Annotated in this window: 15 protein-coding genes; 4 read left to right on the top strand and 11 right to left on the bottom strand. The window is 37.7% G+C overall.

What is annotated here, in order from left to right; all coding sequences use genetic code 11:
- The first annotated feature begins 3 nt into the window (after positions 1-3).
- The 3 genes from AsFPU1_RS17885 to AsFPU1_RS17875 all read left to right on the top strand — a co-directional run bounded on the left by AsFPU1_RS17885 (position 4) and on the right by AsFPU1_RS17875 (position 1,076).
- The gene (locus tag AsFPU1_RS17885) at positions 4-297 is read left to right on the top strand and encodes a RebB family R body protein (protein WP_124974412.1); all 294 of its coding nucleotides are present in this window, start codon (positions 4-6) and stop codon (positions 295-297) included.
- Positions 298-462: 165 nt separating this feature from the next.
- Positions 463-690 carry a RebB family R body protein gene (locus AsFPU1_RS17880; RefSeq protein WP_124974410.1) on the top strand — a complete coding sequence of 76 codons (228 nt, stop codon included), beginning with the start codon at positions 463-465 and terminating at the stop codon, positions 688-690.
- Between the two features lie 50 nt (positions 691-740).
- A complete protein-coding gene (locus AsFPU1_RS17875; RefSeq protein WP_124974408.1) occupies positions 741-1,076 on the top strand; it encodes a hypothetical protein in 336 nt (111 codons plus the stop codon).
- Here the strand turns inward: AsFPU1_RS17875 and AsFPU1_RS17870 are convergent.
- The 5 genes from AsFPU1_RS17870 to AsFPU1_RS17850 form a co-directional block, all read right to left on the bottom strand.
- Positions 1,021-1,467: a hypothetical protein gene (locus tag AsFPU1_RS17870; RefSeq protein ID WP_124974406.1), complete on the bottom strand. Its 447-nt coding sequence runs from the start codon at positions 1,465-1,467 to the stop codon at positions 1,021-1,023. The genes AsFPU1_RS17875 and AsFPU1_RS17870 overlap by 56 nt on opposite strands.
- Positions 1,468-1,496: 29 nt before the next feature.
- The gene (locus AsFPU1_RS17865; protein WP_124974404.1) at positions 1,497-2,186 is read right to left on the bottom strand and encodes a hypothetical protein; all 690 of its coding nucleotides are present in this window, start codon (positions 2,184-2,186) and stop codon (positions 1,497-1,499) included.
- Between the two features lie 51 nt (positions 2,187-2,237).
- Positions 2,238-3,257 carry an L-histidine N(alpha)-methyltransferase gene (locus tag AsFPU1_RS17860; protein WP_124974402.1) on the bottom strand — a complete coding sequence of 340 codons (1,020 nt, stop codon included), beginning with the start codon at positions 3,255-3,257 and terminating at the stop codon, positions 2,238-2,240.
- 157 nt (positions 3,258-3,414) lie between these two features.
- Positions 3,415-4,941 carry a tetratricopeptide repeat protein gene (locus tag AsFPU1_RS17855; RefSeq protein ID WP_124974400.1) on the bottom strand — a complete coding sequence of 509 codons (1,527 nt, stop codon included), beginning with the start codon at positions 4,939-4,941 and terminating at the stop codon, positions 3,415-3,417.
- Positions 4,934-5,740, bottom strand: coding sequence for an RNA polymerase sigma factor (locus AsFPU1_RS17850; protein ID WP_124974397.1), 807 nt, complete (start codon positions 5,738-5,740; stop codon positions 4,934-4,936). Before AsFPU1_RS17850 ends, AsFPU1_RS17855 begins: the two co-directional genes overlap by 8 nt.
- Before the next feature lie 479 nt (positions 5,741-6,219).
- Here AsFPU1_RS17850 and AsFPU1_RS17845 point away from each other — a divergent pair, with 479 nt between their 5' ends.
- A complete protein-coding gene (locus AsFPU1_RS17845) occupies positions 6,220-7,128 on the top strand; it encodes a helix-turn-helix domain-containing protein (RefSeq protein WP_124974395.1) in 909 nt (302 codons plus the stop codon).
- A gap of 25 nt (positions 7,129-7,153) precedes the next feature.
- Here AsFPU1_RS17845 and AsFPU1_RS17840 read toward each other — a convergent pair whose 3' ends face one another.
- From AsFPU1_RS17840 to AsFPU1_RS17815, 6 genes are all read right to left on the bottom strand, one after another.
- Positions 7,154-7,333 carry a flavin reductase family protein gene (locus AsFPU1_RS17840; RefSeq protein ID WP_172957490.1) on the bottom strand — a complete coding sequence of 60 codons (180 nt, stop codon included), beginning with the start codon at positions 7,331-7,333 and terminating at the stop codon, positions 7,154-7,156.
- Positions 7,334-7,355: 22 nt separating this feature from the next.
- Entirely contained in the window at positions 7,356-8,132 is a 777-nt protein-coding gene (locus tag AsFPU1_RS17835; protein WP_124974391.1) for a DUF1350 family protein, read from the bottom strand.
- Positions 8,133-8,732: 600 nt separating this feature from the next.
- Positions 8,733-9,542, bottom strand: a complete 810-nt coding sequence (locus AsFPU1_RS17830; protein WP_124974389.1) for a PEP-CTERM sorting domain-containing protein — start codon at positions 9,540-9,542, stop codon at positions 8,733-8,735.
- A gap of 644 nt (positions 9,543-10,186) precedes the next feature.
- Complete coding sequence (locus AsFPU1_RS17825; RefSeq protein ID WP_124974387.1) at positions 10,187-11,098, bottom strand: hypothetical protein; 912 nt, start codon at positions 11,096-11,098, stop codon at positions 10,187-10,189.
- 408 nt (positions 11,099-11,506) lie between these two features.
- On the bottom strand, positions 11,507-12,418 hold the full coding sequence (locus AsFPU1_RS17820) for a hypothetical protein (RefSeq protein WP_125061153.1): 912 nt from the start codon (positions 12,416-12,418) through the stop codon (positions 11,507-11,509).
- 493 nt (positions 12,419-12,911) lie between these two features.
- The gene (locus tag AsFPU1_RS17815) at positions 12,912-13,826 is read right to left on the bottom strand and encodes a hypothetical protein (protein ID WP_124974383.1); all 915 of its coding nucleotides are present in this window, start codon (positions 13,824-13,826) and stop codon (positions 12,912-12,914) included.
- Between the last annotated feature and the right edge of the window lie 148 nt (positions 13,827-13,974).

The following is a 13,974-nucleotide window of genomic DNA, read 5'->3' as shown; positions in this document are numbered from 1 at the left end:
ATTATGACTCAATCCCCATCCTCACACACCAACAATGATCCTATTGGAAATGCACCTGCTACAGCCCTCAGTAGTCTTGAGCAGATGATATCATCATCTTTGGGTTTAGCGGTTCAAAATGCGGTTCTTGCTCAACAACAGGGCAATATTCTCCACCAAGCAGTCACTACTCTGGGGATAGAACAACTTTATGCGGTGACAAGTTCATCGTCTGCAGTGAGTGACACTTTCCAAAAGACAATCGATCAACTCAAACAAGTGATGGAATTATCCAAAGAATCTCAGAATGCTAAATAATCGGGATCAAATTGATCTGTTTTGATAATGGTTTAGGGTTAGATACTGACACAAGATTTCTACTCAATCTTGTCTAAACCTACTCATTTTTGTCCCTAAGATGGGATGCGCGTTAATATGACTATATTGGGATTAACAATAATTAGACAAACAAGGGAGTAACCGATGGCAGATATTGTCAACCCCCAGATTACAGACGCGGTTGCCACAACTAATGTTAAGGTACTCGCTGAAGTACCCGCCTATGCAATGGGGATAGTTTATCAAACGATGTCTCATTCTCTAAGTTTGGTGATGGAAAATGCTTCAGACGGCCAAACTAATATGCAGAAGGTGAATAGCGCGATCGCTTCTGCGGCTGCTACAAAAATTATGCAGTTAATTGGCAAATAAGCAGCTACAGTTTTAACAAGTCAGTCAGGTTGATGGAGCAACTAACTTTTATGAGTAATCTCAGTGATGTCAGTCAAATTAACGCTCAACTGCTCAATCCTCAAGTCGTTAAGACTCAAGGAGCAGGAAAAGCGTACCAATCAGTAGCACAGTCCATGGCCATTGCCGTACAGGATGCCACTAACTACTTAGAAAATGCCTTGATCGTTTCATCGGCGGCGATCGCCGTGGCCACAGAAAAAATTGTATCTAACCCTCCAGCTAATTTACCTATTTATACACCCGTGATTCAACAGGCGGGGAAAACGGTGACGATGGCGGCCCAGAACTTTAGTGATATTGGGATGAAGGCGGCGGCGGTTCTAAAGAATTTTCCATCGAGTTAGACTCTTGAGATGGTGTATTAAAAACCTGAGCCACTTTGTCTAAAACTCGACTCGCTGCTTCCGTCACTTCTATGGTTTGTTGGGCAACTTCTTCTTCATTGACTCTTGTCCCTTTAGACAACAGTTTGATTAACTGTACTAACTGATTTTGAGAATCTGGGGAAGTATTGCCAGTTTGTTCTTGTGCAGCAATTCTTGCCCGTTCCGCCTCTCTAGCGGCTTCTTCGGCTAGTTTACGATGTTCTTCTTTAGCCACCGTTACCTGCATATTTACTAATTCTTGTACTTGTTTGCGGGCGGCTGCAATGAGTTCCCGATGATTTTTAATTTGTTGATTAACTTGTTCTCTAGCGATCGCTGCTTGATTAACTGCATTTTCTCCGACATTCATGATTTAATTCTCCTTAATAATACAAAATTTTAACTTTCAGTTTTGGCAACTTTTACAGTCCCTTTAATCTGGTCAAAATGTTTTTTGCACAGTTCACAAGGAAGCATAAATGATAATCTCGAATCAATGAAAGAAACATTCATTCTATGAGGAGTTGCTAGATGAGAATGAGCTATCCAACAAGAAGCATATCCTAATAATTCTCCCCCACCAATAGCATTAAGAATTCTCAAGGCTTTAGGTTCGCCACAAGGCCAGTCAACTCCCCCAACCATTTCGTATTGAAAATAGATGGCTAAGTCTCCTTTTTCTTGACCATCTCTAATCAGTTGATCTGGGGTAAAATCGGTTTTATTGACAATCTTTAAAATACCTAAACCAGGAGTATAAATAAAGTTAGGAGTATCTCCTCTGTCCAAGATTTTTTTATGGATTTTATGGAAGTTATTTTGAGATTTTTTGCCGCCAGAAAATCCTACAGCAAATGTATTATCAGAACGAGAAGTTTTAGCGTGTAAAACTGTCACAGAAATATGTCCTTCTTGTAGATCTTCGCTCATAACCAGATCGACGCTATGAACAACATCTAAAATCCCATTCATGATTTGAATTGTTTCTTTCGTTGGAATAGAATAAGGGCCTAGTTCTGCTTCATGTTCCTTATATTTTTCAATAATTGTCTCAATTAATAAATCGGTCAAGTTATCCCCTAAATACATATTGTCCTCGTTGTTTGATGGTGATTATTTTTACTTAGTAGAAATGATTAACTATTTTTTCTGGCAAATAGCTAAGGCACGAAGATTGAGAATATCGATATTGCAAAGATTAACTTGTAAACTAGCTTGTTCCATTTCTTGCAAAAAGCTAGTCACTTCAAAATTATCCCCTAAAGGATATTTAAAATGTCTATAAATCTCAATTTCATCTCCTTTATTTAAACAAACTGGTTTAATTTCTTTTTGCAGATCAAACTCTATAAGATAATTCTCATGAAAAACAATACTGCTAAAATAATTGTAATTATCCTCATTAAATCCTCCAATGAATTCACAATCATGAGGATTAATTCTTAATAAATCAATCAAATATTTGTATGCATTGTGTGAAATATGCTTTTGATAGTCAAAGTGAGGAAATAAATTAGGCAATCTTAAAGAATAGCTCAACATTAAAATATCCTCATTCCCCAAACTTTTCTGGAAATTATTAAGGACATTTAATCTATCTCTATGATTGCCAATAGTTTCCCCTAAATAAAGCAAAATATTAATAATTTTCAATCCTGCGGAGTTAGTTTTATTTTCAAGGGCAATCTTTTGAAAATTTTGCCGTTCAAAATCTAAAATATACCTCTTAAATTCTACTTGAGGAAACCAAGAGTTGATATTTTTTTGCGACAAATTCAACATATCTTGACTCAGATCAATAGCAGCATAACAATTTAACCAGTCTAGTTTATCAAGTCGGTTAAGAAAATGTTTTACAGGATAAGAATTACCGGGCCCAATATCAATAACATTGACTCGCTCAAATTCTGATTTTTTCTGCTCAATAATATTAAAATTATTGTCCAGAAAAGCCATATCACTTTGGGTTGTACTGTTAGCAGCTAATTGAGCGTTTTTAACAGACTGATCCCAAACTGTTGTCATTTGGTCTTTATAAAAATACTTAAAAGGAATTTCTTTATACTCCAATAAACCCTGAATAATATCCTGTACTTCTGATTGAGAAAAACTTTGATAGAATTCTGGTTTAGGTTGAGTTTTCACCCTATTTATGAGCATTATTTTTGTCTCCGATTAATCATTACCTAGCTTCACAACTTTAAAACGTTTCTCAAGGTGGTTTTGTGAATTTTTTGCTTCTATCGAACAAGTTATGCTAAATTATCACAAATAATAGACTTTAACTCTTCATAGTAGTAAAACCGAATTTTGTGAGTTAAGCCAAAAATTGGTTTAAACTGGGAAAATAAACCGATTTGATCTTATAATTATCTTCTAAAGCTTGAGCAGCCCGATTTTGCCAATAATCTCCAAAAGTAGGATGAAAATTCATCAATTTTTGAGCATGATAAGCGGTCAAATCCCACCAACAACGACTATGAACTTTTTCCCCTAGATTTCGATAATTTTCTCCCAGTTGTGCCGCCAAAAGTACCGACTGTAAACAGCTTTCCCCCTCTGGTAAGCATTGCCATCCTTGCTCAAGCACTTCAATGGCCTCCCGATGTTTACCACCAAGGGTCAATACTCGGCCATGATGACACCAAGCATCAGATAATTGGGGTTGAAGATTAATCGCTTGGGCTGATAAATAGCTACCTTGTTCTATGTCTTGAAAATGTTCCACTAATACCCGGCCAGTGGTGGCCCAAACACTCCAACGTTCAGGAAAATTTTCTAAAATTTCGGCAACTAAGGGCTTTAATGGCTCTAATTTTCCCACTAAGGGCAACATCTCGCACAAGGTGCGGTTAATTTCCCAATCTTTTTGATACAGTTGATACGCTTTGAGAATCGCTGTAGCTGCTTCTTGACGTTTATCTAGATAAAATAAACAATGAGCATAATGATACCAACCTCCGGGATTATTCCAATGATCCTTAATCAATCTCTGTAGTATCGTTAGTCCTTTAGTGGGTTCTCCTCGAAATAGATAATAATAAGCAAGTAAGGCTTGAATATTGACCGCATCAGGGGCTAATTTTAATGCTTGGTCAATCAGTAACCAGGTTTTTTTATCCTCATTTTCTGTCACTAATCTTTGTCTCAAGCGATGGGCAATCACTCGCTCCAACACATTAATATGATTAGGGGCTAATTTTAAGGCTATGGCTAATTTTTTCTGGGCAGTTTCTATTTTTCCCATAGCTAAGAGTGCATCATGGCTATAATACAATCCTTTGATATCGTTAGGTTTGAGTTTGAAAAACTCCTCAAATGTTTGTAAAGCTTCTCCAGGAGACTCCATTCGCAGGTAAGTGATTCCTAATGCAAACCAATGAGCTGCATTATCCGGGTTTAATGTAGTAGCAACTTGAATGACTTTGAGAGCCGCTTGATAACGACCTTGACAAGATTCAATTAATCCCTTAATTTGCTCTTTTATGGCATCGTTGGAACATAAAGCTAATGCACTTTCATAGGAGTGAATAGCTTCTTTAGTTGCCCATCTTAAATGAAAAATATGACCTATTTTTAACCAAACTTCTATTAATGTTGGTTTTCGTTTTAAGACTGTTTGATATTCTTTAATGGCATTGTCCCAATCTCCCAGTGCATAGAGCAAATCTGCTAATTCTAATCTCTTTTTCCAACCAGAAGGATATTTTTGAATATATTGACTTAAGGTTTTAAGTTTTTTTTGTTGTTGACTGGGGGTTGAATCTACCGTTAAATGAACTTCAATCTGTGCTTGGTTAGGAAAATTAACTGAGACAACATTTGTGAGGGTTGATTTAAACATAAGTGAGTTCTTCCCGACGCAATGGAGATGGTGATATCTCTAAATGGGCTGCATATAGACAATAAAAAAGTTCTTCGAGATCTTCTTTTATGATTAAGGGAGAATGATCTGTTACAGAGATAAAATGATCCCTATTTAAATCATTAAAAGAAGGAAGATTACTTTCTGGTTTGGCAAAACAGTCTAAATAATTACCTCCCATAACATATGGGTTGAGATTCTTTTTTAAGATGGCTCTTGCTTGTTGTATTCTCTTGCGTACATTCGGTTGTGTAATATTCATTTCTTGCGAAATTTGTTCATAGGATTTATCTTCTATAAATCTTAAAATAAAAGGTAATTTAAGATTATTTGGCAAACTATCAATGCCTTGATGAATAACAATCATAAGCTCTTCACGCATCATAATTATATCAGGAGAATCAAAAATATATCCTAGAAAATTACTATCAATTATTGCAATTAATTTTCCATTTTCAAGCGTGCTAAATTTACGATTTTTTTGTCGATATAGATCTATACAAATGTTGTGAATTAGGCGAATTAGCCAACCTTTTATGTTTGTAATATGTGAAGCATATTTTGGCAGTTTTTCCCAAGCTTTTAACAGGGAAATACTAAGAACATCTTGAGCATCTGCTGTATTATGTTTCATCTGTCTTAAACAATAAGCATAAAGATAGTCTTTATGTTTATTCCATAACTCCCAAAAAGCAGATTGATCACCTTGATAGATTCGATCTAGTAGGATTTGTTGCCGAAGAGTTTCCTGATCAACATGAAACAGTTGTAATGTCATAGTTTCAGGTCAAATTATTAAATGATATTCTGAAGCATGATCTAATCTCATAGATTCATTTCTTAATTAAAGCTCTTTCCTGCTCTCATGTCAGCTTTAAAAAGTTAAGGATAAGGTAAGTAATTTTATCCGTCTCTTGAGTTTTCCCTGAAAATTATAAGGATTAATTCCCTTGAAAATCATAGCTATGTAATGATTTAGGATAGATTTTAGGCAAGGTATGTAAAGTCTTTAATCTTGGAAAAATTAAGTAAAAGGTAGGGATTTATTCTGACTTACACAATTTTTATATCCTAGATAATGTAAGGTAATGTAACTGTCTAAAGAAAATCTAAAATAAAATCATGTCAGTTAGATTATTAACGTAAACTAAGTTTATAGCACAAATAGAGTAAGTAGCTGCTCAACTATTAAATTCTCTCTATTGTTTAATTATAGGCTTTGTCATCTTATTAATTTAGGAATGAGGTACGGTATCTATGGAACCAGAAAGTACAAAAATTTCCTTTAAAGTCGTTATTATCTTAACAGATAAAGCGGTTTTTTCTAATACAGGAAAACACTTATCTAATATTGAAGTTTTAGTTTTACAAGAAACTTTAAATGGAAAAAAATACCCGGAAATTGCATCTAATCATGGTTACACAATAGAGTATCTAAAAAATGATGTTGGTCCCAAACTTTGGAGACGACTTTCTTATACTTTTGGGGAAAAAGTTAACAAAGCAAATGTTAACATTATCCTACAACATCAATTTTATAATGAACAAGCAAAAATAACCGTAGAAACTTCCAATATTTCTGTGTCCTTACCCCAAACAAAAATTTTAAGCTCTCCTACTCAAACTATACCTAACGAAAAATTATCTTTACCCTTACCAACTAATTTATCTCCTCCCCAATCCCAGGTTAAACAGCTAGAAAACTTTGCACAAATTTATTTTGAAAAATCATTAAAATCTTTACAAAGAACATGGACTTATCAAATTCTCATGGCCTTAGCTTTGTTTCCTAACGGAGCAACCGAAAAAGCAATTATGACCGTCACCGAACTCACCAACCCTGATACGGTGGTCGATAGTTTAACTCAATTAGAACAAATGTTGTTAATTGAGCAAACAGAAGAAAAATATTGTTTATTACCTATCGCCAAAAATTATGTCCTTGCAGAGCTTAAGTCTGAGGTTGCACTGGAAAAGTCCCTCAGAGAACGTTGGGTGAATTGGTATCTAGAAATCACCCAAAGATGTGATCGTTCAACATTTGAGAAAGAGAAAGAAAATCTAATAGAAGTGATGGATTGGTGTATTCTGCACCATCGTTATGACCAAGTTAAACAACTCTGGCAAGCAATCAAGTTTTGTTTTGATATAATTCCCTCTATGTAAGTAATCAATAAGTAATAAGAACTTCTCAAATCCCGTAGATCAGCCAATGATCCTCAAATTCCATGCGCTCGCTTAGTTGACACTTTAAACAAGCCAAAGCATCCTTAAGAATAGGCAAACCATCTTTGAGCTTATTTTCTAATAAGTTGATCCCTTCTTTAATTTCGTCTGGTTCTGCTACTTCTACATTAATTAATGCTACCACTAATCCAGCTTTAGTAATTCCCCTACAAAAAATTTTTAGTTGGATTTAACCACAGTAAAATCTCATTTTTAAGTCCATATAAATCACGAGCAAAATTTTGTTTAACCCACTGTCCCACCGCATCTAAAGGTGTAAAAACTTCCCCCGCTTGCCAGTTTATTTCTTGTCCTAAAGGGGTTAAATGATTACCCGATAAAGTCCGTAACACCACCATATTTGTAAACCTTTCTTGTAAGATGGGATTTAAAATATTAGTTTCATCAATATTATCCTTACTAAATTTAATTAGCAAATTTCTCCTAATGTCATAACTTTTGGTAATAATTAACTTAGTTTCTTCAGGAGAAGGAGTAAATTCTAAATTTAAAGAATTATCAACATCAATCTGTTCTAAAAAAGGAATTGCCCGTTTTACCGGATAATTATTAAAAGAAATTAAAATATTACCTGACCTTTGTACCGAAAAAAGACTACCAATTAATAAATGAAGCTTACAACCCATACTATGACCAATACCATATATTGGCAAATAACCCTGCCCTACAATGTTATTCGTTTGCAAACGATCTATAATATTCTCAAAGCGATTAAGAACACTACGAGCGATCGCTAAATGGTCGAACGTATTAACAAAAGGAGTAGCTACTACCCCATATCCTTCTTTTCCCAGTTGTTCTAATAACCAACGATAGGTAAAATTAGGAGCAGTGCCGACAAAAGCCCCACCTAAAAAGTGAATGATAGCTACAGGGTTACGGGGAACAAGTACGAAGCTACCAGATATTTCTTGCCATTCCATGATTTATTAATCGTAAGGATTAATCTATTCTAGAGTAATACTCCACAACTGGTAAGCTAAGACGCATTTAAACAGGGTATTTGACTGTTTAGTACAAAATCTTAAACTCCTGCTCCCTTTGCTCCGGCGCTCCCCTGCAATCTCAACTAGCAATTTATATGCTTAACAGCTTATTTATGGCGTTGCAGCCGCACTTGCAAAGCAAGACCGCCCCTTTTGGGAACACCTCAGAAATAAGCAACAATCAAAGGCATTGTCTTCAAGCCAGTCCGTTGATAGGTAGCCATTAAGTGTTGGATTTCTTAATAGTTATCGTTTAAACCAATAGATTAATTGTTAAATTTGTCGAGATTGACCGAGCAAATTTAACCCGCTTTCATCGCGACGCTAACCCAAGGGTACAGCGCGGGGCTTCTCGCGGGGAAGCTAAACAAAAAAACTAATAATATACTTTAACTCGCTCAGAGTTAAGCTATACAAAAAAAGGTTGCCTACGCAACCTATAACTTAGTCCGCGAAGGCGGACTTTGTTTTTATAGGATAAGGCTTTAGCCTTTTATTCATTATTGACTTAGCATAGTTTGTCCGATAGAACCCAATTTAACATTTTTTCTTGAGTTTACCAGACAAAAGTGCTGAGCCGGCAATCGCAGCTAAACCGGCTAAAGTAGCAGGTTCAGGTATTTGAGATACGCTGGTCTGACCAGAATAGCTGGTGGTAAAGCCATTGGCGGTACGCGCTCGTGTAATAACTCCTGCGGTATTGACACCACTGATAGGTTGGGATAGATTAACTGTTCCCTGAAACTTCTGGACTCCTGAGTCAGTCTGGATATGGTAAAATCCATTAAAACTAAATTGAGCCAGGGCAGAGTTAGGAGATGTACTGATAAAGACAATGCTTGACAGTTCTGTTGCATCAAATGTATCAGTAACGGCATCCCCATTATTCGGATCGAAATCAAGGAATGCAGTGATATTAAGAGCTACATTTAAGTTTGTCAAGGTGCCTGTTCCAAAGTAAGGTAGAACAAAGTCTTTTATTCTCCCACCCGTAGCATTGCTGAAAACATTGATTTCCTCATCGGGTTGGCTGTTATTAACACTGAACGTCCCATATCCAGAACCTGATGGGGGAAGCAGGTCAAAAGTAGTAACCTCTGCGAAGCCAGCACCCTGATTGCCACCACTACTATTACACAGACCAGAGAAACCAACAACAGGACATTTGTTGGCATTCAACAACTTAACAACTGCTCCTGCCGTACCTACGTTTCCGATAGGGGTAAAGGCCGCAGTTGAGGTAGGGGGAGGAGGAATTAGAACTGCAGCTTGAGCTGAACTAACACCGGAAAAACCACCGAGCAAAATACCAGAAATTAAGCCAAATCGCTTTATCAAAGTTCTCATGTTTACCGTTTGCCCTTATACTGCTAGATTTTTGCTTAAATATACATATCGGCAAGTTTAACAACAGAATTTATGCTTGTCAATATTTCTGACGCGGCGACAACAAATGTTACAAACCTGAGTTCTGTGTTAAGATTTCGGTGTTCGGTGTTAAGTAGGTGGTCATAATTAAACTCACCATAGAAAAGTTCGTAGTGATGGCTTTAGCCATTATTACACAAAGCTTTCAAGCCCTAAGTTGAGTAATAGGAGGCGGGTTTTTGTAGGGGCGGGTTTTTTACATAAATCAATGATTCTCACAAGTAGGGGCGGGTTTTTAATCATAATTATGATTGACTTCGCTTGTAAATTAGATAAACCCGCCCCTACTACCTTTGTTACTCAAGCATTACGACTATATCAAAACCCGCCCCTACAAATTTTATGTAATTAATTTTGTCTTTTTCCTTTAAATATGCGATCGCCATTTACTTAATAGCGATCGCAACAATTGTCTAACCTTAAAAATATTATAATTACCTGAGTTCGGTGTTAGGAGTTAGGAGTTACCATAGAATCAGGGTTGCCAGACTCCTAATTTTGACGAGTTGTCCACCAAAATCGCCAGATGTCGAACTCAGGTTAGAATCGTTTTTCAGCAAACCCTATTTGCTTTTGCGCTTACGATTTAACAGGGTTCCTGCACCAGCAAAAACAGCTAAACCAACTAAAGCATTGGGTTCAGGGATAAGAATCGGCGGGATTCCTCCCCCATAGGGAGTTCTGAAGCCATTAGGTCCTTGTGCTTGAGCAACAACAGTGCCGATAGGTGCGCTGATGGTTTGCGCAATTACAACTATTCCTCCAACTTTGACAATTGCATCATTTTCTAACACATTCCAGACCCCTTCAATTAGAAAAGCGGCTTCAGTCGACGTTCCATCGCCACTCGGTCTGAAGATAATATTGGTTAGTTTGGTTGCATCAAAGGTATTGGCTGTGTCTATATCACCGATTTTGTCACGACCGAAGTCTAACAGTCTGGTGATAGGTACGTTTAGGTTAGGATTAAAATTATTTTGTGGTCCTAAATAGGGTAATTTAAAATCTTTAATTAACCCCTGCTGGCCTTGGATGCCATCAAATGCAGTTGGAGGTTCACCAGAGGTACTAATCATTTGAACTACTCCCAATCCCGAATTTTGTGTTATGGTAGCCGGTGCTGAAGGAAAAATGTTACCACCAGTGGGAGAAAAGGGAATACTCGTAGAGTTAACATTGGTAGTTGGGAAGAAGTCAAAATAACCGCATTGTGTCTGACCCGCACAAGTTCCAGCATAAACCGCGTTAACACCGGCAGTAGTGCTGTCTCCAGTTCCGCCACCAATACCGCCAAAATTGTCATTACGAATCTTGACATTAACACCCGCCCCTCCAGCTCCCGACAAAATAACAGGGGTGAAATTGCCTTGTCCTGACAATAACTTAATGTTACCCGCTTGAGCGGAACTAACCCCCGAAAAACCAGCGACGAAAACACCAAAAATTAAGCCAACTCGCTTCATTAAAGTTTTCATGTTTACCTTTTGCCTTTATGCTTCCAGATTTCTGCTTATATAAATATACCGGTAATTTTAACAATAGGGGTAGGGTTTATTGCTTCTACCGGATAAACTATGCTAACAGGACTTACGGATAGACTCTACCGATAGTGTCACGGTGGGTTACGCTATCACTAACCCACCCTACTAATAACGTATCTGCATAAGTCCTGGCTAAGCTAATAATTAATAAAAGGCTAAAGCCTTATTTCTATAAAAACAAAATCCGACCAGCGCGCACAGCCATTATAGGTTGCGCAGGCAACCTTTGTTCGTATAGCTTAACTCTTTAGAGTTAAAATGTATTATTTGTAATAATAAAGCATAAATTGTCCACCAAAATCCTTATGTCGAACTCAGGTTAGAATCGTTTTTCAGCAAACCCTACTTGCTTTTGCGCTTACGATTTAAGAGGGTTCCTGCACCAGCAAAAACAGCTAAACCAACCAAAGCATTGGGTTCAGGGATAGAAGTCAGCAAAGTTGTTCCCGAATAGCCAGTTCTGAAGCCATTAGGTGATTGTGCTTGACTAATAACAGTGTTGATAGGTGCGCTGATGGCTTGAGACAGTACGACTATTCCTCCAGCTTGGACAATTGCACCATTTTGTAACACATTCCAGACCCCTTCAAATTGAAAAGCGGCTTCAGTCGACGCTCCATCGCCACTCTGTCTGAAGGTGATATTGGTGAGTTTCTTCGCATCAAAGGTATTGGCTGTACCTGGGTCATTTACTGCGTTACGACCGAAGTCTAACAGTCCCTTGATATCTAAGTCGAAGTTAGGATTAAAATTATTTTGTAGTCCTAAATAGGGTAATTTTAAATCTTTAATTAATCCCTGCTGGCCTAGTATTCCATTAAATGCATCTTCTTCACCATTGGTACTAACTAGTTGAACTAATCCCAATCCCGAATTTTGTGTTATGGTAGCCGGTGCTGAAGGAAAAATGTTACCACCAGTGGGAGAAAAGGTAAAACTGGTAGGAGGATTAACATTGGTAGTTGGGAAGAAGTCAAAATAACCGCATTGTGTCTGACCCGCACAAGTTCCATGATAAACCGCGTTAACACCGGCAGTAGTGCTATCTCCAGTTCCGCCACCAATACCGCCAAAATTGTCATTACGAATCTTGAAATTAACACCCGCCCCTGTTGCGCCCGAAACAATAATAGGGGAGAAAGGGCCTCCTCCTGGAGCTAACACAATGTTACCCGCTTGAGCGGAACTAACCCCCGAAAAACCAGCGACCAAAACACCAAAAATTAAGCCAACTCGCTTCATTAAAGTTTTCATGTTTGCCTTTTGCCTTTATGCTTCCAGATTTCTGCTTATATAAATATACTGATAATTTTAACAATAGGGGGCGGGTTTATTGCTTCTACCAGATAAACTATGCTAACAGGACTTACGCATAGACTCTACCGATAGTGTCACGGTGGGTTACGCTATCACTAACCCACCCTACTAATAACGGATCTGCATAAGTCCTGGCTAAGCTAATAATTAATAGAAGGCTAAATCCTTATTTCTATAAAAACAAAATCCGACCAGCGCGCACAGCCATTATAGGTTGCGTAGGCAACCTTTGTTCGTATAGCTTAACTCTTTAGAGTTAAAATGTATTATTTGTAATAATAAAGCATAAATTGTCCACCTGAGTTCGGTGTTAGGAGTTAGGACTTCGGAGTTAGGAGTAACCATAGAATCAGGGTTACTCCTAACTTTGACGAGTTGTCCACCAAAATCCGTATGTCGAACTCAGGTTAGAATAGTTTTTCAGCAAACCCTACTTGCTTTTGCGCTTACGATTTAAGAGGGTTCCTGCACCAGCAAAAACAGCTAAGCCAACTAAAGCATTGGGTTCAGGGATAGAAGTCAGCTGGGTTTGTCCCGAATAGCCAGTTCTAAAGCCATTAGGTCCATTTGCTTGATTAAGAACAGTGTTGATAGGTGCGCTGATACCTTGAGACAGTACAACTATTCCTGCAGCCCGGACAATTGCATCATTTTCTAACACATTCCAGAACCCTTCAAATTGAAAAGAGGCTTCAGTCGACGCTCCATCGCCACTCGGTCTGAAGGTAATATTGGTTAGTTTGGTTGCATCAAAGGTATTGGCTGTGTCTATATCACCGATTTTGTTACGACCGAAGTCTAACAGTCTGGTGATAGGTACGTTTAGGTTAGGATTAAAATTATTTTGTGGTCCTAAAAATGGTAATTCGAAATCTTTAATTAACCCCTCCTGGCCTTCGATGCCCTCAAATGCAGTTGGAGGTTCACCAGAGGTACTAACTAGTTGAACTAATCCCAATCCCGAATTTTGTGTTATGGTAGCCGGTGCTGAAGGAAAAATGTTACCACCCTTAGGAGAAAAGTCAAAAGGAACAGAAGTGTTAACATTGGTAGTTGGGAAGAAGTCAAAATAACCGCATTGTGTCTGACCCGCACAAGTTCCAGCATAAATCGCGTTAACACCGGTAGTAGTGCTATCTCCAGTTCCGCCACCAGTACCGCCAAAAGCGTCATTACGAATCTTTAAATTAACACCCGCCCCTCCAGCTCCGGAAAAAACAACAGGGGTGAAATTGCCTTGTCCTGACAATATCTTAATGTTACCCGCTTGAGCGGAACTAACACCGGAAAAACCAGCGATCAAAACACCGGAAATTAAGCCAACTCGCTTCATTAAAGTTTTCATGTTTACCTTGTTGCTTTTACGCTTCTAGATTTTTGCTTAAGATGAATACACCCCTAAGTGTAACAATAGAAATTATCTTTGTCAAGATTTATCGAAAAATAAATTACAATTTTAACATTTATTTATGATTTATAATACAGGCATTAGT

It is taken from the genome of Aphanothece sacrum FPU1 (genome assembly GCF_003864295.1).
Classification (GTDB): domain Bacteria; phylum Cyanobacteriota; class Cyanobacteriia; order Cyanobacteriales; family Microcystaceae; genus Aphanothece_B; species Aphanothece_B sacrum.
Note: the sequence above shows the minus strand (reverse complement) of the source record. Positions and strands in the feature narration are given on the sequence as shown.